Annotated in this window: 25 protein-coding genes and 1 pseudogene; 7 read left to right on the plus strand and 19 right to left on the minus strand. The window is 54.4% G+C overall.

All coding sequences use genetic code 11. The features are described from left to right. The 15 genes from panB to PHC90_05560 all read right to left on the minus strand — a co-directional run. Positions 1 to 605 (minus strand): 3-methyl-2-oxobutanoate hydroxymethyltransferase (gene panB / locus PHC90_05490; GenBank protein ID MDD3845798.1); only part of this gene is annotated, 605 nt, incomplete at its 3' end. 194 nt (positions 606 to 799) lie between these two features. After that, a complete protein-coding gene (locus PHC90_05495; GenBank protein MDD3845799.1) occupies positions 800 to 994 on the minus strand; it encodes a hypothetical protein in 195 nt (64 codons plus the stop codon). Positions 995 to 1,069: 75 nt separating this feature from the next. Further along, complete coding sequence (locus PHC90_05500) at positions 1,070 to 1,723, minus strand: MBL fold metallo-hydrolase (GenBank protein ID MDD3845800.1); 654 nt, start codon at positions 1,721 to 1,723, stop codon at positions 1,070 to 1,072. Then, positions 1,720 to 2,724, minus strand: coding sequence for a hypothetical protein (locus PHC90_05505; protein ID MDD3845801.1), 1,005 nt, complete (start codon positions 2,722 to 2,724; stop codon positions 1,720 to 1,722). The genes PHC90_05500 and PHC90_05505 overlap by 4 nt, the downstream gene beginning before the upstream one ends. 34 nt (positions 2,725 to 2,758) lie before the next feature. Continuing rightward, the gene (locus tag PHC90_05510) at positions 2,759 to 3,970 is read right to left on the minus strand and encodes a homocysteine biosynthesis protein (protein MDD3845802.1); all 1,212 of its coding nucleotides are present in this window, start codon (positions 3,968 to 3,970) and stop codon (positions 2,759 to 2,761) included. Between the two features lie 122 nt (positions 3,971 to 4,092). After that, positions 4,093 to 4,782, minus strand: coding sequence for a tRNA (adenosine(37)-N6)-threonylcarbamoyltransferase complex dimerization subunit type 1 TsaB (tsaB, locus tag PHC90_05515; protein ID MDD3845803.1), 690 nt, complete (start codon positions 4,780 to 4,782; stop codon positions 4,093 to 4,095). Next, positions 4,772 to 5,854, minus strand: coding sequence for an RIP metalloprotease RseP (gene rseP / locus PHC90_05520; GenBank protein ID MDD3845804.1), 1,083 nt, complete (start codon positions 5,852 to 5,854; stop codon positions 4,772 to 4,774). Before rseP ends, tsaB begins: the two co-directional genes overlap by 11 nt. Beyond that, positions 5,851 to 7,029, minus strand: coding sequence for a 1-deoxy-D-xylulose-5-phosphate reductoisomerase (gene dxr / locus PHC90_05525; GenBank protein ID MDD3845805.1), 1,179 nt, complete (start codon positions 7,027 to 7,029; stop codon positions 5,851 to 5,853). The genes rseP and dxr overlap by 4 nt, the downstream gene beginning before the upstream one ends. A 4-nt stretch (positions 7,030 to 7,033) precedes the next feature. Next, complete coding sequence (locus PHC90_05530; protein ID MDD3845806.1) at positions 7,034 to 7,828, minus strand: phosphatidate cytidylyltransferase; 795 nt, start codon at positions 7,826 to 7,828, stop codon at positions 7,034 to 7,036. Continuing rightward, complete coding sequence (locus tag PHC90_05535; protein MDD3845807.1) at positions 7,829 to 8,548, minus strand: isoprenyl transferase; 720 nt, start codon at positions 8,546 to 8,548, stop codon at positions 7,829 to 7,831. A gap of 12 nt (positions 8,549 to 8,560) precedes the next feature. Further along, positions 8,561 to 9,118: a ribosome recycling factor gene (gene frr, locus PHC90_05540; protein ID MDD3845808.1), complete on the minus strand. Its 558-nt coding sequence runs from the start codon at positions 9,116 to 9,118 to the stop codon at positions 8,561 to 8,563. 4 nt (positions 9,119 to 9,122) lie between these two features. Then, the gene (gene pyrH / locus PHC90_05545; protein MDD3845809.1) at positions 9,123 to 9,830 is read right to left on the minus strand and encodes a UMP kinase; all 708 of its coding nucleotides are present in this window, start codon (positions 9,828 to 9,830) and stop codon (positions 9,123 to 9,125) included. 1 nt (position 9,831) lies between these two features. After that, a complete protein-coding gene (tsf, locus tag PHC90_05550; GenBank protein ID MDD3845810.1) occupies positions 9,832 to 10,437 on the minus strand; it encodes a translation elongation factor Ts in 606 nt (201 codons plus the stop codon). 19 nt (positions 10,438 to 10,456) lie between these two features. Next, a complete protein-coding gene (rpsB, locus tag PHC90_05555) occupies positions 10,457 to 11,245 on the minus strand; it encodes a 30S ribosomal protein S2 (GenBank protein ID MDD3845811.1) in 789 nt (262 codons plus the stop codon). Between the two features lie 126 nt (positions 11,246 to 11,371). Continuing rightward, a complete protein-coding gene (locus PHC90_05560) occupies positions 11,372 to 13,390 on the minus strand; it encodes a PAS domain S-box protein (protein ID MDD3845812.1) in 2,019 nt (672 codons plus the stop codon). A gap of 298 nt (positions 13,391 to 13,688) precedes the next feature. Here PHC90_05560 and PHC90_05565 point away from each other — a divergent pair, with 298 nt between their 5' ends. Both PHC90_05565 and PHC90_05570 read left to right on the plus strand, forming a co-directional pair. Next, the gene (locus PHC90_05565; GenBank protein MDD3845813.1) at positions 13,689 to 13,817 is read left to right on the plus strand and encodes a hypothetical protein; all 129 of its coding nucleotides are present in this window, start codon (positions 13,689 to 13,691) and stop codon (positions 13,815 to 13,817) included. Continuing rightward, entirely contained in the window at positions 13,818 to 14,972 is a 1,155-nt protein-coding gene (locus PHC90_05570) for a radical SAM protein (GenBank protein ID MDD3845814.1), read from the plus strand. A gap of 20 nt (positions 14,973 to 14,992) precedes the next feature. Here PHC90_05570 and PHC90_05575 read toward each other — a convergent pair whose 3' ends face one another. Further along, on the minus strand, positions 14,993 to 15,367 hold the full coding sequence (locus PHC90_05575) for a hypothetical protein (GenBank protein MDD3845815.1): 375 nt from the start codon (positions 15,365 to 15,367) through the stop codon (positions 14,993 to 14,995). Further along, positions 15,364 to 15,732, minus strand: a pseudogene (locus PHC90_05580) (integrase core domain-containing protein). Before PHC90_05580 ends, PHC90_05575 begins: the two are co-directional and overlap by 4 nt. Positions 15,733 to 15,832: 100 nt before the next feature. On the opposite strand from PHC90_05580, the gene PHC90_05585 reads away from it, so the two are divergent. Both PHC90_05585 and PHC90_05590 read left to right on the plus strand, forming a co-directional pair. After that, complete coding sequence (locus PHC90_05585; GenBank protein ID MDD3845816.1) at positions 15,833 to 17,161, plus strand: histidine kinase; 1,329 nt, start codon at positions 15,833 to 15,835, stop codon at positions 17,159 to 17,161. Continuing rightward, the gene (locus PHC90_05590) at positions 17,158 to 17,961 is read left to right on the plus strand and encodes a response regulator transcription factor (protein ID MDD3845817.1); all 804 of its coding nucleotides are present in this window, start codon (positions 17,158 to 17,160) and stop codon (positions 17,959 to 17,961) included. Before PHC90_05585 ends, PHC90_05590 begins: the two co-directional genes overlap by 4 nt. A gap of 296 nt (positions 17,962 to 18,257) precedes the next feature. Here the strand turns inward: PHC90_05590 and PHC90_05595 are convergent, their stop codons facing one another. Then, on the minus strand, positions 18,258 to 19,439 hold the full coding sequence (locus PHC90_05595; GenBank protein MDD3845818.1) for a transposase: 1,182 nt from the start codon (positions 19,437 to 19,439) through the stop codon (positions 18,258 to 18,260). A gap of 131 nt (positions 19,440 to 19,570) precedes the next feature. Between PHC90_05595 and PHC90_05600 the strand changes: the two genes are divergently transcribed. Together PHC90_05600 and PHC90_05605 are read left to right on the plus strand one after the other, a co-directional pair. Then, entirely contained in the window at positions 19,571 to 19,747 is a 177-nt protein-coding gene (locus PHC90_05600; protein ID MDD3845819.1) for a hypothetical protein, read from the plus strand. A gap of 8 nt (positions 19,748 to 19,755) precedes the next feature. Beyond that, positions 19,756 to 19,935 (plus strand): hypothetical protein, encoded by a 180-nt coding sequence (locus PHC90_05605; GenBank protein ID MDD3845820.1) that lies wholly within the window; start codon positions 19,756 to 19,758, stop codon positions 19,933 to 19,935. Between the two features lie 13 nt (positions 19,936 to 19,948). Here the strand turns inward: PHC90_05605 and cobA are convergent, their stop codons facing one another. Beyond that, the gene (gene cobA / locus PHC90_05610; protein ID MDD3845821.1) at positions 19,949 to 21,448 is read right to left on the minus strand and encodes a uroporphyrinogen-III C-methyltransferase; all 1,500 of its coding nucleotides are present in this window, start codon (positions 21,446 to 21,448) and stop codon (positions 19,949 to 19,951) included. A 212-nt stretch (positions 21,449 to 21,660) separates the two neighbouring features. On the opposite strand from cobA, the gene nikR reads away from it, so the two are divergent. After that, the gene (gene nikR, locus PHC90_05615) at positions 21,661 to 22,077 is read left to right on the plus strand and encodes a nickel-responsive transcriptional regulator NikR (GenBank protein MDD3845822.1); all 417 of its coding nucleotides are present in this window, start codon (positions 21,661 to 21,663) and stop codon (positions 22,075 to 22,077) included. Positions 22,078 to 22,169: the final 92 nt, after the last annotated feature.

Genomic DNA, 22,169 nt, shown 5'->3' on the forward strand with positions numbered 1-22,169 from the left:
ATACCTATGGTGGGAATCGTCAGCATTTCGGTGATCTCTTTGGCCAGCTGTCTGGGAACGCACTCAAGGACCACCATGAACGCGCCTGCCGCTTCCACGGCCCTGGCGTCGTCGATGAGCTTTTCGACGTCCTTACCCTTGCCCTGCACCTTGTATCCCCCCATGCGATGGATGGACTGCGGGGTGAGGCCGATATGGGCGACAACGGGGATATCTACATCAACAATGGCCCGTATGGTGTCGTGCATGGTGACGCCGCCTTCGAGCTTCACCGCTTCGGCGCCGCTCTCCTTCAACATCCTGCCGGCATTGCGTTTTGCCTGCTCGATGCTTTCCTGGTAGGACATGAAAGGCATATCGATTATGGGCAGGGCCCGCTTGATACCTCGTACGACCGCCCGGGTGTGGTGGATCATTTCATCAATGGTAACGGGGATGGTGTTGGTATAACCCAGAACGACGGGACCAACGGAGTCGCCTACAAGGATGGTGTCCACGCCCGCGTTGTCAAGGATTCGGGCTGTCGGATGATCGTAGGCAGTGAGCATGGTTATCTTGCGCTGGCCCTTCATGCCTTTGAGCGCTGGTACGGTTATCTTGTTCATCATGATCCTCTATAAACAAAAAACCTTCTGAACTCGCGTCAGAAGGTTACCGTTGCTTCGCGCCTTCCGTCTCGGTCCAGGTCAGGATCCAAGCGGCATCCGGGTAATATGAAACACCCAAACCCGGAAAATGTCAATAATTATTTCTGCTCAGGCCGGATGCCTCTACTGCGGCCTTGAACTGTCTTGCTGTTCTAAGCTCCCTTGTTCTTGTATTCATCGTACCGCAGCATCGTGATGAATGCATCTTCATCGTCAAGGAATTCATCATAGCTGAGTTCCTTGATAACCTGACTGCTCCCGCAATTGGGGCAGAACAATTCGGGCACTTCGCCATCGAGAAAAGAGTATCCGCACAATTTGCACAAGTATTCGTCGGGAAATCTCACTGTTGCCTCCTATGAAACTGACACTTCAAATATATACTTACGGGTGGAATTGTCAATGACAATCTTGGACCCGGTTCAAAAGAATTCATTCATTATCACTTTAAAGTTCTTTTCGACCATATCCCGTCCACTGACCACTTCTCCATGGCCCGGGATGAGGTATTCAATGTCTAAAGTGGCGAGCCTCGCGATACTGCGGCTGAGTGCCTCCGTGTTCCCGCCGGGCAGATCCGTCCTTCCCACGCCCATGTAAAAAAGGGTATCCCCCGATATGAGGAGCTTCTTTTCCTTCCAGTAGAAGCACAACGATCCCGGAGAGTGACCGGGGGTGAGGATCACCTGGAAGATAACGTCGCCGATGGCGAATTCACCCTCGTTGAGATAGAAGGAATAGGGTTTCTTCGGCATTTCGCAGCCTGTCATGAGATAGAGGTCTCTGCCGGTATCATTAAGATGATCGAACTCCACCCGGCCTATCGCCCTCATGGTCTCGCCGTCGAAGGCATCGACAGCTTCCATATGGTCGGGATGACCGTGAGTGCCTATAACGAGCTTTACAAGCTCGATGTTCTTGCCGTCCTGGGCCATGCCGTTCATGACATTACCCAGAAAGTTCTTGTGTCCGGGATCGATGAGCGTCGGCACCGGTCCGTCGATGAAGACGGTGTTGCAGTTGTTCGCCTCGTATGAGGTCCAGGGGTAAACATATATGTTGTCAAGGAATTTCATGGCATCTCCTGCTGTATCAGCATGGCGTCGCTGTCAATTGCTTCCGGGTGAAAGGAAAAGATCCTGATCGTGCCGTTGTCGATCTCCACCTTTGCTGTCCGCGGCACGTCCTTGCCATAGCGGGCAATGATCCGGGCCGACATGAGAAGCACCTCCTCGGAGGGTTCTTCGGCCTTGAGGATTCCCCGGGGCCCCTTGAAATCGACGGGATCCACGGTGGTGTATGAGCTCTCCCTCATCACGCCCAACTGTTCGTTCTCCCGTTCGTTCCGGGCGACGACGAACTTCGCCGAGGGGGACAGTCTGAAGTGCCTGCCTATGGTCAAAAGCTCAATGTCCTGCGTCGTGTAGGCCTTGTCCGTCGCCATGAGGTCCTTGAGTTTTCTCGAGAAGATGGGATCGGTAAGCAGGCATCCCCCTCCGGGCATGTCGAACTCTGTGAGCTTGTAGGTCTCGACGAGTTCGTACTGCATGTGTCGGGACCTGCCGGAAATATCAAGGAGCTTCTCCCTGTCAAGAATACCTTCTTGTTCGGGGATGCTTGGCGGGAAGAGCCTGGCAGAAAGAGGCCTCACGATAAGACCTGTCAGTCCGCTTCGTTTCTCGATAAGCTCTATGGTATTGCGGCGCTGGGACATCGGCCGCTGGCCCAGTACCTCCCCGGTGACAACAAAGGATGCGTCCAGTTCAGGGAGAAGTTCTCTCGTCAGGTTCAGCATATAGATCCTGCAGTCGATGCAGGGGTTCATGTTCTTTCCGTATCCGTAACGGGGGTTCTTGATGATCTCGATATAATCCTCCCCCTTTGTCTTTGTGATGATCCTGATGCCGAGTTCATCGGCTGTACGCAATGCCTTGTGGCCCCGCAGCCTGTCCCGTTTGCTCGCGAATATGGAACTGAAGTGGAGACCGATCACCTCGATGCCCTGCTCCATGATGAGCTTTGTTGCGACGGCGCTGTCAAGGCCGCCGGATATCAGTGATATGGCGCGTTTCTTCATGATGTGACGTCCACGGAAATCCCTGGGGGATGGCCTATTGCATCTCCTCCGGTGTCCGTTCGTCGAGCGTGACCAGGCTAATGCCCGAGTCGACGCCCGGCAAGGGCTCCACAGGATTGGTGAGCAGGAAACTGCCCGTTTCCACCCATGTCTTCAGGGTGGAGGCTATCTCATGGGCTTTTGAATAGCTTGATATGGGGAAGGTGGGCACATCCTTTCCCTTGACGGTTATTCTCCCGGACTTCAACTGGGCATATGTGACCTCACAGAGGCTTCCCGGAACACGCTGGGGATAGTCCGAGGAGTAGTCCACGACCTGGGCATAGAAATCCTCATCGCTCCGGGAGGTGAAAAAGGCCATCTCCTCATCGATGACGGGTATGGGTATTCCCAACCCCACGAACATCGTGGGCCCATAGCCGAGAAAGCTTGCGCCCCTGAGATAATTGCCCGACATTTGCTTCGCATCGCCAATGACGGCAAGGGTGCCGGCACCCCCTTTTGGTAATCCTTCCGGGGTCCTGGGGGCACAGGGGTTGTGCTGCGTGCCGTTCCATGCCACGTACCCGACGCCGCCACCGAGAAAGATCCTGGTGCCTATTCCGATCGTCCTGTACTTGGGGTCCTTGAGAAGAGGTGACAACTGGCCGGCGCTGGAGTAATTGGCACTCCCCAGATTCGGTTTGATGACCCCCATGTAGGTGTGGATGACCCTGTTCGAGACGTTGACGCCCACGTTGTAGTTCTGGTAACTGTTCCTGGGGCTGTAAATGTAGGCCTCGTTGACGGTTTCCTTGTTGATATAGGTCTCTATCTTTTTCCTCGGATAGCAGTCGGTGCCGTAAGCGCTGGCGTCAAGCCTGATGGCCTTGCCGCTCACGAAATCTTCTATGACGTGCCCTCCGCCGTATTTGAAGGCGCCGGGATAAACGGTGTTTCTGGGGTCGTTATCAGGCATGGAGGTGGCGCCGAGATAGATATCGACGGCGGCTATCCCGCAATATGCCGGGACGTCGTTGAGATAGCACCTGCCGCCACCGATCTTGATCCTGGGTTTGGAATGGCCGAGGTTCATGAACATGCCGCTTGAGCACATGGGGCCGAAGGTGCCTGTCGTGACGACGTCGACCTGCTGCGCGGCCTTCTTCGTCCCGTTCTTCTTCACTATCTCCACCATTTCATCGGCAGTTACCACTACAACCTTGCCTTTCTTTATCCTTTCATTTATCTCGGCGATACTCTTCAACGTTTCCTCCCTGGAAGATCACGCGGATCCAGCTTATGTAGCTTAAAAAGGTTCGGTCAACCCCGAACTACCGGATAAACCGGTACATATTATACACTAATTCGGGCTCTTTTTTTACTCTTTTAATCGATGGTTACGTTGAACCTGATCTCCGCCTCGGAACGTCGCCCGTAAATGGGTCTAAGGCAGCCGGAAACGGCGGGGTGTACCATGGAGAGTCTTTCATTGAGAAGGGCTTCCCCCCGGACCTGATCGAATTTATCGTGGATGATGGAAACACCTTCGATCGCTGACAGGTGTTTCTCGCACAGCCGTGAACCCGTGCCGAAACAGATACAGGGAGTCTGGATGATCCCGGGGACGTCGGCGGGCTTCATGGCTGCGTACCCTGTCAGGCGCGATATCCTGCCCTCGGATACGCGATAGAGGGACAGAAAGACCTCCGACTTCTTTGCGTCCACGAGAGGGCACAGGTATGAACCCTCCCGGCCCGCCAGGGCGAGGGCGAGGGCATCGAGGGTCGGAACCCCCATGAGAGGTACCCCTGTCGCGGCATGTATGCCCTTGCAGAATGAAAGGGCCACCCGGATTCCCGTGAAGGAGCCCGGTCCAAGTGTGACAACGAGGCCTGCGAGGTCTTTCATGGTGAGGCCGTGGGTTTCAAGGATGGCCCGGGCGTTCTCCGGCAGTATCTGGGATGGAGAGCGCGATTCCTTGATACTGCGCTCGTCGACGAGACCTTCTTCCCCCGCCAGGGCGAGGTTCAGGCAATCGATGGAGTTATCGACGGCAAGTCTGAATCTATCTGCCATGAAAGTACTTGCCGAAATCGAAGATCCTGTCAAAGTCGTTATAAAAGGCAAAGACCATTATGAGGAGCAGGACGACGAGTCCAACCGTTTGAGCGACCTCCTGCACCCTCCGTGAGATCTTCCTGCGGATGACGATCTCGACGGCGTTGAATAAGATATGCCCGCCGTCCAGGACGGGGATGGGCAGGAGATTGATGATGCCCAGGTTGATGCTTATGAGTGCGAAGAAGAAGACGAAATCGCCGATGCCCTTTTTCGCCCTCTTGCTGGCTTCCTGGAAGATAAGGACCGGTCCGCCTATGTTCTTGGGTGAAATGCTTCCCTGAATGATCTTCGCTATTCCCACAACGGTTATCCGGGAGTATTCCCATGTCATGTAAAGAGAAAGCCCCACGGCCGCGCCGGGCGACTGACTCCTTTTAACGACCTCGTCGGACCTCTCTATGCCGAGTATCTTGCGCTTGTATGGATCCCCGAAGATATCCTTCTCCTCGATGACCATGGGTTTGATGGTCAAGATCACAGGCGTGCCGGCCCGGTCAAGGGTCACTTCAACGGTATCGCCCGGTGCTTTCTCGATGCTCGAGGCCACATCGAGGAACTCGCGCACTTCCTTGCCATCGATCTTTACGATGAGGTCGCCCGCCTTGATGCCGGCGGCCTGCGCCGGCGTGTTCTCGGCAACTTTGCCGACTCGCGCCGAGGGCACGTTATAGCCGGCGATGGAAACAAAATAGAAGACGAAAAGGGCAAGGAGAATATTGAAAAGAGGACCTGCCATGGCGACGAGTATCCTGACATAGGGGGGTTTGTGGGAAAAGGAGCGCGACTCCTCTTCCTCTTTGATCTCCTCATCGGGCGATTCGCCGAGGAGCTTCACGTAACCGCCCATAGGAACGGCGGAGATCGCGTATTCAGTTTCCCCCCGCTTAAAGCGGAACAATTTCTTTCCGAAGCCGATGGAAAAAGTGAGGACCTTGATATTGAAGATCCTCGCCACCATAAAATGCCCAAATTCGTGCACCAGGATAAGCAGTGCGAGGGCGATGAGAAAGTACAAAAAGGAGATCATAGTTTTTTTCGTCCCGTATCAGTTATTTTAGTCATTGCGAGTATTTTAGTCATTGCGATGTCCTTTGTCCACGATGCTGTCGCAAGGACCTCGTCAAGGGTGTCGACAATTGGTTCACCGGCACGTTCGGCCAGAGTTTCGGCGACGACGCGCGGTATGTCGGTGAAACCTATCCGTCCCTCGATAAAGGCCTGTGCAGCCACTTCGTTGGACATGTTGTAGGCGATCGAAGCGCTGTCGCCCGCGGCGAGGGCTTCATATGCCAGCCGGATCGAGGGGAACCGCTTCAGGTCAGGAGGATGAAAGGTGAGCCTCATGATCTTATCGAGGCCAAGAGGCGAGAACGGCAAGGGAAGGCGTCTTTCGTCGTTCAAGGCATAGGCAATGGGGATCTTCATATCGGGGCTCGCCATGTATGCCAGGAGCGAATTATCAGAGAGTTCGACAATGCCGTGGACAATGCTTTCCGGATGGACAAGGGTCTTTATCCTGTCAGGTTCGAGATCGAAGAGCCATCGCGCCTCCATGATCTCGAGCCCCTTGTTCATGAGGGTTGCTGAATCGAGGGTGATCTTTTGCCCCATCGTCCACGTCGGATGGTTCATGGCCTCGGAAAGCTCCACCTTTTTGAGGGCCTTCTTCGTATGCTTCCTGAAAGGGCCTCCCGAGGCGGTGATGATGACGGACCTGACCTCCTTCCCTTCCGTGCCCTTGAGGAGCTGATAGAGCGCCGAATGCTCGCTGTCGACGGGTATGAGGCGGGATGCCGTCCCGGCGAGGATCCTCCTGATGATCCTTCCCGCCATGACAAGGCTTTCCTTGTTGGCGAGCGCCAGGGTTTTCCCGCAGAGCAGGGCCTCTATGGTCGGTTCGAGCCCGATGCTGCCGGGAAGGGCGTTGACCACGGTTTCGACATCAGAGCGGATCATCTCCTTCATGCCCTCGATACCGGCATGGATGTGTGCGCCGGGAGCTGTGACCGCGCCCTTCTGGTGCTCGTCGAAGACACAGACAGCGCGGGGCTTAAAACGGGCTATCTGTTCGTTGAGGAGTTTTATGTTGTTCCTGCAGGCAAGGCCGCAGACCTCGAAGGATGCGGGGTCGTTGGCTATGACCTCGAGCGTTGCCGTGCCGATGGAACCTGTTGAACCCAGTATGAGAACCTTTTTCTTCATGGGATCACCGCGTCCATACGAGGCAGGTGTAAAGGAAAGGCGCCGTAAAGATGAAGCTGTCTATACGGTCCAGCAGCCCGCCGTGCCCGGGGATAAGCTGTGAGGAATCCTTGATATTAAACACCCTCTTGCATGCCGACTCGAAAAGGTCGCCCGCCTGGCCCAGTATGCCCGTCGCCGCCCCGACTACGAGAGCTCCCGCAATGCTGAATCCGAGAAGGTGATAACTTGCGGTAATGACCACCAAAGAGCCGAGGGCGGAGCCGGCAAGACCCTCAACGGTTTTTTTCGGACTGATCTGAGGCGCCAGGGGGTGTTTCCCGAATCTCTTTCCTATGGCATAGGCAAAGGTGTCGCTCGCCCATATCGACACGAGGAGAATGAGGGGGAGCATCTCGCCCAGCTCCTTCAGAAGGTAGAGATAGAAGAATGGGACAAGGATGAAAAAGTTGCAGAAGAGAACAAGGGCGGTCTGCCCCGTCAGGTCGCGGTTTGCTTCTTCAACAGGAGTCTTTCTGTTGAAGGCGTTGCCGGCGATGATGATGAATGCCGATGCCATCACCCAGAGCATGTATATCTGGAAGAAGCGCAAAAAAAGAGGGACCGTCCCGGCGATGACGAGGACCGCGATGAGGTATCTCATGTGATAACCGCCAAGCGACGCAGCCTCGAGAACCGCAACGACACAGATGGCCATGAGCAGGACAAGAAGCCAGACGGGGGGCAGGATATAGAAGAGAAAGGCGATTACCGGGGCAATGCAGATGCCCGCGAGGACCCGTTTTTTCAGTTCTCCCAATCAGAATTCCTTTACGTTTCCAAACCTTCTGTCACGCTGCGCGAATTCAGCGAGAGCGTCGAGAAAGGCCTGTTTTCGAAAATCCGGCCAGAGGATATCGGTCACGTAGATCTCGGTATAGGCCACCTGCCAGAGCAGAAAGTTTGAGAGCCGCATCTCGCCGCTTGTGCGGATAAGAAGGTCGGGATCGGGTATGTCCGGGCTGTAGAGATATCGCCTGAACGCCCTTTCGTCTACTCTCTTCACAAGGCCCTTCTTCACGTCCTCGCAGAGGAGGCGCACGGAACGTATGATCTCCCTGCGGCCGCTGTAGCTCAGTGCGATGGTCAGGACAAGGTTCCTGTTGCGTGCCGTCTTCCTCATCACGTCGTCGAACTGTGTCTGCAGCGACTTCGAAAAATCGCCCCTTTCCCCTATGATGTTGAAGCGGATGCCCTTGTCCATCATCATGGGAAGCTCGTTTTCGAGATAGAGGCCAAGGAGGAACATAAGCGTCCTGACCTCATCCCTGGGCCGGGACCAGTTCTCTTTGGAAAAGGCGTAGAGCGTGAGATAGGGTATGCCGAGATCACAGGCTGTCTCGGTGATCTCCCGGACCGAGTCAATGCCGACCTTGTGGCCCTCCACCCTCTTGAGCTTCTGCTGTTTTGCCCACCTGCCGTTCCCGTCCATAATGATCGCGACATGAGTAGGCAGTCTGTCAGGAACCGTTTTTCTCATCGATAATGCCGCTCAGATGGAGAGAATCTCTTTTTCTTTCTCGGAAAAGAGCTTTTCTGCCATTTCTATGTGCTTGTCGGTGACCTTCTGGACATCGTCTTGCCTCTTCTTCAGGTCATCCTGGGAGATGGCCTTGTCCTTTTCCATTTTCTTCAATTTCTCGTTTATGTCCCTGCGGACGTTCCTCATGGCAACCCGGGCGCCCTCGAGCATTTTGCCGCCCTGTTTCGTAAGCTCTTTCCGGCGTTCTTCCGTGAGTTTCGGGAAGGTGATCCTGATGGTCTTGCCGTCGGACATGGGATTTACGCCAAGGTCGGATTTTTGGATTGCTTTTTCGATCTCCCCGATGACGGCGTTGTCCCATGGCTGGATGGTTATTGTCCTCGAATCGGAAACGCCGATGGTTGCCACCTGATTAAGGGGGGTAGGCTGCTTGTAGTAGTCTATTTTGATATCTTCCAGAAGGGACACCGAGGCGACGCCGGTGCGCAGTTTCGAGAAGTCTTTCTTCAGTGCCGCAAGTGATTTGTTTAACTTGTCTTCAAGTTCCGTCATAACTTCGTTGCTCATAAGGCTACCTCCTCACGATGGTCCCTACTTTTTCGCCAAGAACCACTCTCTTCAGGTTATCCCTGACGCGTATGCTGAATACGGCGATGGGGATGTCATTTTCCTTGCAAAGCGTGATAGCGGTGAGGTCCATGACCTGCAGGTCTTTGGTGAGGACCTCGCTGTAGGATATCTCAGGGTAAAAGACAGCGTCGCCATGGACCTCGGGGTCCCTGTCGTATACGCCATCCACCTTCGTGGCCTTCATGACGATATCGGCCTTTGTCTCGACAGCGCGAAGCGCCGCGGCCGTATCCGTGGTAAAATAAGGGTTTCCGGTCCCGCAGGCAAAGATGACTATCTTGCCCTCGTCGAGGTAACCCCTGGCCCGGGCATGGTTATAGGGCTCGGCTATCTTCTCGAGGTTGAGCGCGGTCTGCACCACCGCGGGCGTACCCATCCTGTTGAGGGTGTCCTCAAGCACAAGGGCATTGATCACGGTTGCCACCATGCCGACGTAGTCCCCTGTGACCCGGTCCATCCCTTCTTTCGCGCCCTTTTTCCCCCGGTATATGTTCCCGCCCCCGAGCACTATTGCCACCTCGACACCAAGCTTGCGAACATCTCCTATCTGGCCGGCGATGTCAGCGACGGTGGCATGATCTATGCCATGACCCTCGCTGCCCATGAGGACTTCGCCGCTGAGTTTAAGGAGAATCCTCTTATATTTCATGTCAATCCTGGAGTGTCTCGCCCAACTGGAATCTGACAAAACGGTTGATGACTATCTTTTCCCCGGTCTTTACGAGAAGCTCCTCGAGGAGTTCCTTGATGGTGATGTCGGGATTCTTGATGAATGTCTGTTCGACGAGACATACTTCCTGGTAGAACTTCTCGAGTTTTCCCTCGGCTATCTTGTCGATGATCTTCTCCGGCTTTCCTGATTCGAGGGCCTGGTTCTTGTAGATGGTCTTTTCCTTATCGATGTGTTCCTGGGGAATGTCTTCGCGCTTAACGTACAGGGGACTGGAGGCCGTTATCTGCATGGCCACGTCTTTGACGAAGTTCTGGAACTGGTCGGTCTTGGCCACAAAATCTGTCTCGCAGTTGATCTCGACCATGGCGCCCACTTTACCGCCGGTATGTATGTAAGAGGCCACGGAGCCCTCGGATGCGATCCTTCCCATCCTTTTCTGAAGTTTGGCAAGACCTTTTTCCCGAAGGAAATCGACGGCCTTTTCCATGTCGCCATCAGAATGCTTCAAGGCCTCTTTGCAGTCCATGAGGCCGACGCCTGTTTTTTCGCGCAATTTTTTTACTGCATCAGCAGAAATATCCATGGAAGTCCTCCTCAACTGGTTAAGCTTCGTACTCGTCGTATTTTTCCTCTTCCAACACGCTTTCGTCGACAAACGGCTTGAGTTCGTCGGCCGATCCTTCATCCTTGCTCTGGAGCTCTTCGATGTAAAGGGCCTTACCTTCCATTACGGCGTCGGCTATGCGTGAGGTGATGAGCTTGATGGCGCGGATGGCATCGTCATTGCCGGGAATGACGAGGTCGATGTCATCGGGGTCGCAGTTCGTGTCGACGATGCCTACGGTGGGGATGCCCAATTTCTTTGCTTCGTTCACGGCGATATATTCCTTTTTCGGGTCGACGACATATATGGCTCCCGGAAGCCTGTCCATCCCCTTGATGCCGCCGATGTTCTTTTCGAGTTTGTCTATCTCGCGCTCGATACCGATGGCCTCCTTTTTCGGGAGGACCTTGTAAATGTCGCTTTCCTTCAACTCCTCGTATTTCTTGAGACGGTCGATGCTCTTTTCTATGGTCTGGAAGTTTGTCATCGTGCCGCCCAGCCACCGGTTATTGACGTAGAAGGCGCCGCAGCGTCTGGATTCGTCGGCGATGGACTCCTGGGCCTGTTTCTTCGTGCCCACGAAGAGGATATACTCGTTGCGGGAAGCCACTTCCTTTACGAAGTTGTAGGCTTCCTTGAACATCTTGAGCGTTTTCTGCAGGTCGATAATGTAGATGCCGTTGCGAGCCCCGAAAATATAAGGTTTCATCTTGGGGTTCCAGCGTTTTGTCTGGTGCCCGAAGTGAACGCCAGCTTCCAGCAACTGCTTGATGGTAAGATTCGACATTGTTCCTCCTGGTTTTAGTCTTCCGTCTTTCGCACTTTAACGGCGGACAGTTCCCTGCACCCCGACGTTAATTGAAAGACGTGCGAATTTGATCGAGTTGTAAAATACCATATGATTACGTATATTTCAATAAAAAGTGTCCCCTTCTTCCTTTTCCCGCACTATTGCCTGCAGATATATCTTTCCGGCGAGCTCGAGGGCGTTGAGGCTGATCTCGGTGTCGAAGTCGGTCCCGTCGAACCTCCTGTGCCGCCAGCGAAAGAATTGAGGTGTGCCCCTGAAAGCCGCTTCGATCGTTCGGAGGGCCTTCTCTTTCGAATCGCTTCCATCAGGCTGGGTGGGGGGAGAAAGCAGGTAGGGCGGCTGTCCGACGATCTCTTCCTTGTTGCAGGCGAACATGGAAAGGGCCTTACGGTTGCAGTCCACAAAGGTGTCCTGATCGAGGAGAAATATGGCGTCATTGGCATTATCAAAAATCGCGTGAAACCTCATTTCGCTGTCTCTGAGGGTGTCGGATGCAAGCTTGCGCTCTGTGACATCCCGCAGATATGCCAGTGTCACCGGTTCGTTGCGGTATGTCGTGCCCGTCGCCGACACCTCTATATAGATGACGGAACCGTCTTTTCTTCTGCCCTTGAACTCATATTTGTCAGGGGCCTCTTCTCCCCGCTGCCGTCTTTCGTTTATGTTCTGGACCCTTTCGAGGTCCTCGGGGTCGATTGTCCTGACGTGTGTCTGGCCGATGACCTCGTCCGGTGAATCGAACCCGAAGATGTCGCAGAAGCGTCTATTTACGAATAGATGGACGTTGCCCCTTACGATGGCGATGCCGTCACTGGAACATTCAATGGCCGTCCGGTAGCGCTCCTCCGACTCCCTCAGTCTTTGCTCGGCCTCCCTCTGGGCGGTGACGTCCCTGACGGACTGTATGACCCCGGTTATGTTGCCGTCAAGGTCGTATATGGGGCTTGCCTTTGCCCAGATATAAAGAGGGCGGCCGCGCAGCATGAGGGGCTCCAGGGGCTCGGCGACGAGACGGTCCATTTCCTTTGTCATGAAAGAATAGTGTTTTTCGGCGTCCCTGTCGGGCTTGAGGACGAAATCGGCGAGAACAGGTTGACGCTTTCCGTAAAAAGGCAGGGAGTATTCCTGGTTGCCCTTTCCCAGGATATCGATGGCCCTGACACCGGAGAACTCCTCCATGGCCCTGTTCCAGGCGATTACCCGACCTTCCTTGTCAATGGCGAAGGTGGCGTCGGGAAGGAAGTTGATGATATCCGTCAGACGCCGCTCCGACTCGATGAGGGCCTCCTCGGTCTTTTTGTATTCCGTGACGTCCTGCACCACCGTCAGGATGGTGTTTTCACCGGCTGTGGAATGGGGCACGATGCTGACGAGTGCTCGAAATATCTTGCGGTTCTTGCGCCGAAGATCGACAAGGTAGTTGCGCAGCGCCGCCTTGTTCTTAAGGTGCTTCAACAGCATTTGCCTGTCATGGCTGTTGGCATAGAAATCCCGGGTTCTCATGGTGGAGATCTCGGCCCGGGTATACCCGGTCATCCTCTGCAGCACGGAATTGTAGGATATTATCCTGCCGTCGGGGGTATTGATGCATATCCCCACGGGTATATTCTCAAAAAGCGTCTGGTAGCGGTGGTCGCTCCTTCGCAGGGCCGCCTCGATGTGCTTTTCTTCCGTGGTGTCGGAGATCAGCGCGTACACACCCTCTATCTGTGACCCCGGTCCCGCGTAAGGCATGATCTTGCTCCTGACATGGCGGGGAGCACCGGCCCTGTCAGAGATCTCCTGTTCAAAGACCACTGTCTCTCCCTCGAGGGCCCTCTCGATGTATCCCCGGACTGTAGACCATTCCGGGGGGCCCATGACCTCTTCGACCCGTTTCCCGCAAATGTTGTCGCCTGTCCTGCCATACCACGATTCGTAGGTCTTGTTGACAAAGCGGTATCGAAAATCTCTGTCTATATATACTATTGCAGTGGGCAGGGAGTCGGCTATGAGGCGGAGTCGTTCCTCGTCTTCCGCTGCGCGGCGACCGCCGGCCTGCGCGCCGGTGACGCCTCCTCCGGATTCCATCGGGTCAGCGGCATCGGAAGATTGGTGGATTTCATCGGGGGAGTTTTTCATGTTTTCTATGCACCCCTTTCCCGGAGCAATGCAACCGGGAATATATGGAGACAAGGCCCGGCATGGCATATCGGTGAAAATCCTGAGACAACCAGCGCAGCGAGACGGTGACGATCATGCCGGATATCGGGCCTGCAGTGCTAAACCGCGCTATGCCATTATACTAGCATGATTTTCCCGGTCTGGGAAATATTGTTCAAAGTTGAACAATATTTCCCATCCCCCATCACTCGTCTTTTACGTTCTTGAAAACATTGGGGGTTATATGGTATGTTGACAAAAATGCAAGGAGGATCATATGCCATCTCTCTCCAAAAAGACGGAATTAAAGAGAAAAAGGAAGAAAGCAGCCCAGAACCCGAAGAGAAAGAAAGCCATGTCAAAGGCGTCTACACCGGCATTCGCCGTTCACGTAGACAAGGAATGAGTGAAAAGATCACTAAGATATGAAATAGGGCCCATACGGCCACCGAACGAAGCATACAGTCTCCTTGTCCGGTTCACCAGAAACTGCCCCTGGAACAAGTGTCTCTTTTGTCAGGTCTACAAGGGAAAGCGTTTCGAGAAGCGTTCCCTGGATGAGATCAAGTCGGACATCGATACCATTAAGAGCATCCATGACGATATCCGGGAATTGTCGCGGGAAAGGGGTTTCTCCGGCAAAATAACCGATTCACTGGTCGAGGAGGTGTTCGACAGCCACGTCATCAATGAGAGCTACAAGTCCGTGGCTGTATGGATGTATTTCGGCTGTAAGAACGTCTTCATCCAGGACGCGAACTCTCCCGTGATGAAGGCGGATGTCTTCATTGATGCGTTGAGGTACCTGAAGGGGACCTTCCCCAGCATCGACCGTGTGACGTCCTACGCCCGGTCCCGCACCATAGCGAGGAGCATATCGGCGGAAAACCTGAAAGAGATGAAAGAGGCGGGACTGACAAGACTTCACGTGGGTCTGGAATCCGGTCACGATCCGCTCTTGCAGTACATGAATAAGGGCACGACCAGGGATGACCACATACTTTGCGGCAGGAAGGTCAAGGACGCCGGGATCGAGCTTTCCGAGTATGTGGTGCTCGGTATGGGCGGAAGGAAATGGTGGAGGGAACATGCCCTTGATACCGCCGATGTTCTCAATCATATCGACCCCGATTATATACGGTTCCGCACCCTGAAGGTGCTCAGGACCATGCCGCTCTATGAGAAACTGGAAACAGGCGATTTCCTTCTTCCCGACGAAGAGGACATCCTCAGGGAAGAGAGACTTCTCATCGAGAGTCTTGAAGGTATCGACAGCTATATAAAGAGCGACCACATACTCAACCTCCTGGAAGAGATCGACGGAAGACTCCCCCTGGACAAGAAGAGATTTCTCGAGACCATTGACCGTTATTTCGGCCTGTCTTACGAGCAAAGGCTCGTATACCGATTTGGAAGACGCTCAGGTGTCTACCGCAGTCTCGATGACCTGGGAGATGAGCTCACCGGTTTTCGCATCAAGAAGTCCATCCGGGAAATGGAGGAAAAGGAACCCGGCAGCGTGGAGAAGGCCATTTCATTGTTTCTCGAGAACTACATCTGAAGGAAAAGACAGACTATGGGTCACAGGCAGCATAACCCATAACCCATAACCCATTGCACTCTTTCTTGACAATCGACCATGGTCCATGAGAGTATTTTTCCGATCGGGGGGGTGCCGAATACAAACTGGACAGGCGCTGATTGGAGGCGATCATGGCAGGCCGTATGGCGGCCCAGTCGTTTTCGGCGGCGCGATTTCCCCGACATTTTGATCATGACCTTTCGCAGAAAACTCATTCTTGTATTTTCGATGATGGCCTCGTCGGGGGTTTTTCTATCCTCTCTGCTGACATACAGGTCCGCAAGAAAACGTCTTGGGTCGGCGACGAGGACGGAACTGGAGAGGACCGCCGCATTGATAGCCAGGCAGAGTGAGACTGACCTGCCCCCACTCATTGTACTACCTTCAGAGTTAGTCTTTCCATAAGATATCCCTTCCCGGGCATTACCGCCTCTGGGACTGGCGGTTTATATCCAAGCGAGCTGTGTGGTCTGATTGTATTGTAGTTCCTTCTCCAGTTCTCGATCAACACCTTGGCCTCAAGGAGAGTGGCGAAGATCTCGCCGTTTAAGAGTTCATCCCGTAACTTCCCGTTGAATGATTCGATGTAGCCATTCTCCCACGGGCTTCCCGGCTCTATGAAGAGCGTTGTTACCCCGAGCCTTCCCAACCATCTCCTTACCGCCTTCGCAGTGAACTCGGACCCGTAGTCGGAACGTATATGCTCCGGTACCCCCTTTATGATGAAGAGGTGTGCCATTGAGGCTGGGGCGTACGAACAACCGGATATTCCCATCCCGAAGGACATGCTGTCACGCCCCCATGGTTTTCTCCGCTTTCGTTCGTCTGGCGGGACACAATTGGCCGCGTTCTGCAGGACACCTCAGCCCGAGTGGTTCTTCGTCGTCGAGAAACCGCAGAAGGATGCCATGAGGCCCATCCATGCAATGGGCCGGGTGACGGCAGGCACACTGATCAGCATGCTCTTTGGTATATGGGGGGGCGCTTTTGCCGTTGCTCATCCGTTGCTGAGGAGGCTTGGCCAGTGCATGGACCTGGCCCGTGGGATCGAAGCGGGCTGTCTTGACCGGCGCATGGAGATCAAGGGCACCGATGAGGTCGCCCGCCTGGGGAAAGGTTTGAACGCGATGGCCCAGAGCCTTGAGGAGAGCCATTCGGCGCTCGAAGAGGCGGAGCGCCTCTACAGAGGGATCTATGAGAACGCGGTGGAAGGGATATTTGTCATAAGTCCCGAGGGTCTCCTGCTGAATGTGAATCCAGCCTTTGCGCATCTGTTCGGTTATGATCTGCCGGCGCAGGTTCTGGGGACCAATATCGCAGATCATTGTCCCGGCAATGGGAGCATCCTTCTTCTGGAGGAACTGCACAAGGCCGGCAGCGTCAGGGACCTCGAGATCGTTTTTGTGCGGCATGACGGGTCGCAGAGGACAGGTGCCATATATGCAAGCGCGGACCATGACGAAGAGGGCAGGCTCGTCAGGGCCCAGGGGTTGTTGAATGACATTACGGAAAAGAAAGAGATAGAAGGAGAACGCCGCCGGGCAGAGGAGGCGCAGCGAAGATTCGTTGAGGCGCAGTTGGAGACGCTGAGGTACCAGATCAATCCCCACTTTCTTTTCAACGTGCTTAATTCCCTGGATGCCCTTTCGAAGACGGACCCGGACAGGATCGCGGAACTCATCCGGCAGCTGTCCCGGTACCTGCGTTCCACTCTTTCCTCACGGGAATCGGGCATGGTTTCCCTTGTTCAGGAAGTGAGTATTATCGAAAGCTATCTCAATCTTGAGAAAGTGCGATTTGAGGAGGATCTTGTCATTTCGATCACCCTGCCGGAGGAGATCGGGGACGCCATGATACCCGAGCTTCTAATCCAGCCCATCGTTGAAAATGCCGTCAAGCATGGGATGAAGACATCTGCCATTCCCCTCAAGATTGACGTAACGTGTATGGAGGCGGGGGAATTTGTCAGGATCGAAGTGGCAAACACGGGGAAATGGATCTTCCGAGACGCCGAAGCCGACAAAGGGTACGGAGGCATCGGGCTTGAAAACATACGCACAAGGCTGAATCTTACCTACGGTGAACACTGCCGGCTGAAGGTCGGCGAAAACAATGACAGGGTAATGGTCACCGTGGAAATCCCGCGGAGAGGAGAGAAAGAAGAATGAGGAAAGACTCTGAGGAGATCCGGGCCGTCATCGTGGACGATGAACGGCTTGCACGGGAAAACCTGACAAAACTCCTGAATGACCAGCGGGATGTCAGGATAGTCGGCGATGCAAAAAGCGCGGACGAAGCGGAAAGGATGATAGCTGATATGCATCCCAACCTGGTATTCCTTGACATCCAGATGCCCGGAGGTTCCGGCTTCGATCTCTTGGAACGCCTCGAAGACCCTCCTTCCGTTATCTTCGTGACGGCCTATGACCAGTATGCCATAAGGGCGTTCGAGGTAAACGCTCTGGATTATCTCTTGAAGCCCATTGATCCGGAGCGTCTCAAGAATGCTCTCAGAAGGGCCGCGTTCCGTCTGCCTTCCTTTGACCCGGCAGGAGAGATCTTTTCCGCCGCCGACCAGGTTTTCCTCAATACGGGAAAGAAGTCCTCCTTTGTATCTGTCAGCAACATCGTCGCTATTTTTTCCGAGAGAAACTACACCAATGTCTACAATGTTCAAGGCGAGCGTTTCATGGTGCGGTCATCACTGCGGGATTGGGAGAGACGTCTTCCCGGCGATATGTTCGTTCTTCTCGACCGCTCCACGATCATCAATCGGAACCATGTCGAGCTTTGGACCCTTCACGCCAGAAAGGCGGAGCTGAAAATGACGGGCCTTCCCGAAGCGATCGAACTTGGGAGGGCCGCTTACACCCGGTTCAAGGAACTTGTCGTCGCCCCGAAGGCAAAGGTCAAAGCGCGCGGCCTCCCGAAGGACTCAAGAGAAGGTCCAAAAGGCGAAGAGGGTTAGCAAAATTGCAGTTTGAGCACTCCATTTGGCATGATGGTAAAATTACATCAGCGCCATCTGCGTTTCTCATATAAAATCTTTTTCAACAAACCCCTGTAGTCGCACCATTCCACTAAGGCCGGGACATAACGACACCAATGAGGCCGCAAAAGTCCCGGCCTTTTCTTCGCCGCTGTCCCGGGTGCACGTTACACTCTTCCTGCGGACCATCCTCTTGACATCCTCCCACGACTTCAGTCGTGGGATTCCTGAAAGGAACTTACGAGGTTGGAGTCTATATGAACAGTTTGCACCGCTCATACCTTTGCTCCATCAGGCCGCTTCGCAACAGAAGCGGTCCGGCCCATATTCCCGGGCCGGGGCGTGTCAAGCGCCCCTTGCTGCAGCAGATTAACCGCCGCAGCAGCGATGTTGATGCTTGCTACCGCATCGGCATTACCGCGGTAGCCACAGGAGACACATCGGAAGTCTGCCTGTGTGGGTCTGTTGGAGCGCGTGGCGTGGCCGCACCGTGGACAGGTTCTGCTCGTGCGCCTGGGATCGACAAGGACAAGCCCCACCCCTGCGTTCGCCGCCTTGTAGGTCACCTTGTCGAGGAGATCCCTGAACGTCCAGGAGGACATCATCCTGTTAAAGCGCTTGGAACCTCGGACCCTGTCACGGATCCCGTCAAGTTGCTCGAATGCGAGCACGGGGTTCGGGTACCCGGCGGCGATGTCTACAAGTTCTTTGCTGAGTTTGTGGTTCACATCCTGCATCCAGCGTCTCTCTCTGCCCTTCGACGCTTTAACCCTGTCATTGCGCCGGTGTGCCTGGTACCTGCCACGCAGGTCAGAAAAGTGTTCTCTCCTGGTACGGATCTGCTTCCCACTCCATACTTTAATCCCTTTCGGTGTTGCCAGCGTCGCAATACGCACCACTCCGAGATCAACGCCCAGGACCGTAGGGTCACCGTTACTAACGGCAGGCGTGTGGGGAATGCGAAGGGGGAACATAACGTACCACTCCCCCTGGCGCTGGAACAGTCTGGCGTCACCTTTGATGTATTGCAGTTTTTCTCTCCATCTGGCAGGTACACACAAAGGAAGCCATATGTATGTGCCCCTCTTCCCGGTAGACACGCGCAGGACTCCGTCCTTAACGGTGTAGGCGTGTGTCCCGAGGCCTATGCCCTGACTCTTAAGCAGTACGGGTTTGCCGGCCTTCCTTTTAGATGCCCTGATACCGTGGTGAGACCGTGCCAACTGGACAGCCTGGTTCACCGCCATCCTGCAGTAGTCGGACGGGAGGCCGAGGACCTTGATAGCGGCATAGGCCGCGTTGTGGATCTTTGCACGGCTGCTCGTCTTCATGCCGAGAGCGAAGTCGAGGCCCAGCTGGCACCCCTGGCGGAAGAGTTCGTCTGTCTCATTGAGCCAGATACGCTTTCTCAATGTCGGGGCGTTAAGTTTGAGGATAACCGTTTCTGCTCTGTGCATGATGATAATATACTACGCGTAAGAGGGGGTGTCAAGATGGGAAGAAAATATAAAGAAGAAAAAGGGATGCAGCAAAAGTCGCCCGCATTCCTCCCACGACTGAAGTCATGGGCTTCCTGCGGGAGGAGATCGTGAAGCTGGTGAACGGCAGGACGCAATGGGTCAATGGTCGGGAAGCCAGGATGCTTCAGGGGGAGCGAAAGATAATCTGCGTTCTCGCAATAAAGGACGAGGAATCTTCGGAGTTTCCCTCCTTCTGCAACATAAGAAATGACTATTGCAGTTCCGATGCCTCATTGTTTGAGTAGAGACCGCGATGGAAGCTGCGGAAAAAGAGAACGTGGTATTCCTCGGGCTTCAAAAGGTGCCGCGAGGACGGACACTTGTTCTGGTGAACAATGAAAGCGGAAGCACCGTTACATATGATCCTGCCAGACATACCATCATCAACATGGACGGATATGTCCGTTCAGTTCTCGCTTACAGGGACAGGTGACGGGCCGTCAGGATCAGCGGCCTTTCCCGTCGGGCTGGAAATGGGTCTCGATGGCACTTATCAGCCCCGGAATATCTGATTGCCTTGCTTCGATATCTACGTTGATGCCTGACCGTATAAGGGTTGCCGTCGTAACCGGACCGATGGATGCGACGATCCTGTTCTTCAGTTTGTCCTTGCCATAAAGCAAAATGAAATTGTTGGCCGTTGACGAACTCGTAAAAGTGACTACATCGAGATCGTCGGGAAGAGATTCGGCGGGCGATGGCACAGTTGCCCTGTAAATGGGAACGACGCTGCAGCTCCCACCGTTCTCCCTGATGTATCGAATGATGACATCACGGGCATCTTCGGCGCGGGGAAGGAGGAAACTCTTTCCCGAGACGCCAAAAGCCTCAAGGACAGAGACGATGCCTTCCGATGTGTACTTCTCCGGGACGAGGTCAGCCTTTATACCGTAAACGGCAAGGCGTGAGGCCGTCGCTCCGCCTATGGCGATGATCGTGACTTGGCTCAGTACCCGTGCGTCCTTACCCGATCCCCGCATGTGCGCAAAGAATATGGAGGCGCTATTGGCGCTTGTAAAGATGATGGCGTCATAGGATGAGATCCTGTCAATGGCGTTGCGAAGCCGGGAATTGGGAACGATAGGTTCGATATCGATGGTAGGCAGATAGACGGGTTCAGCGCCCAGGTCCGTGAGAAGTTCGCCGAACCTGCGGGACTGGTGCTCAGATCGCGTCACTGCAACCTTTTTTCCAAAGAGAGGTTTGCGCTCGAACCAGTTCAGCGTTTCCCTCAGGCGGATGACGTTGCCGACGACAATGATCCCAGGCGGCGTGAGCCGCATCCTGCGCACTTCATCGGAGATAGTGGAAAGGGTGGCGGAAACGACCTTTTGCGCGGGGAGGGTGCCTGACCGGATGACACAGGCAGGAGTATCGGGGTCCTTGCCTTCATCAATGAGCCGTCTGGCGATATTACGAAGGTTCTTCATACCCATGAGAAAGACCAGGGTGTCCGGTCCCGCCGCCAATTCGTGCCAGTTGATGGAGGACGCCGATTTGTTCTCGTCTTCGTGACCTGTTATGAAGGCCACGGTGGAGGCATGCTCGCGGTGGGTCAGGGGTATGCCGGCATAAGCGGGGACAGCGATGGCCGAGGTAACGCCGGGAACGATCTCGAAGGGTATCCCCATCCGGGCGAGGTGCTCCGCTTCCTCGCCGCCGCGACCGAAGATAAAGGGGTCCCCACCCTTGAGGCGCACCACCACGTTGTTGTCTCGCGCTTTTTCGGCAAGAAGGGCATTGATCTTCTTCTGCGGAAGTTCGTGACGGGAGGCCTCCTTGCCGGCGTATACGATCTCTGCGCCTGCCCCGGCGAATCGAAGAAAATCCTTGTTTACGAGGTTGTCGTAAACGAGCACGTCGGCCCGGCGGATAAGCTCGAAGCCTCTTATGGTGATGAGTTTAATGTCGCCGGGACCCGCACCTACCAGATATACCTTGCCCATGGGAACATTATACGGGAGGTCGCAGTCCTTTCTCAAAGGATAAATGAAAGAACAGGATAAAGAAGTCTTCTAAGTTCTGTCTTCGAGGTTGGAAAAGATGAGACAATTCCTTCACATAGATCATAGAACGCCTCCCTCCTCACCTCCCCTTATTGACGCCCGGCTTCCCATGTGCTACTCTGCAAAAAAAAAGTGGTACCAGGGGAGGCGCTATGTCCGGATTGGTGCGGTTTGGGGTTTCGCTTGAAGGCGAACTGCTCCGGAAATTCGACGAGCTTATCAGGGAAAAGAATTACTCCAACCGGTCGGAGGCGTTTCGGGATCTCATACGACAGGAGCTCGTCACAAAGGAATGGGAGGTCGGAGAAGAGGTTGCCGGAGCGATAACGCTCATTTACGACCATCACCACCGGGAACTGCTGAACAAGGTGACAGACCTTCAACATGATCTTCAACATGTCATCATATCCACGCAGCACGTCCACCTCGATCACAACAATTGTCTTGAGATAATTGCCTTAAGGGGAAAGCCGGATGAGGTCCGAAGGCTGGCGGAAATGCTCAGATCCATCAAGGGCATAAAGCATTGCACCCTCAGCATGTCCAGCACAGGAAAAGAAATAGTCTAAAGACCAACAGAGAAATAAGACCACCGGAATCCTTACGAGATCTATCAGTCCCATACGTCATGTACGTCCAGTTTGACCCGTATTCTTCTATG

Source organism: Syntrophorhabdaceae bacterium (assembly GCA_028698615.1).
Taxonomy (GTDB): domain Bacteria; phylum Desulfobacterota; class Syntrophorhabdia; order Syntrophorhabdales; family Syntrophorhabdaceae; genus Delta-02.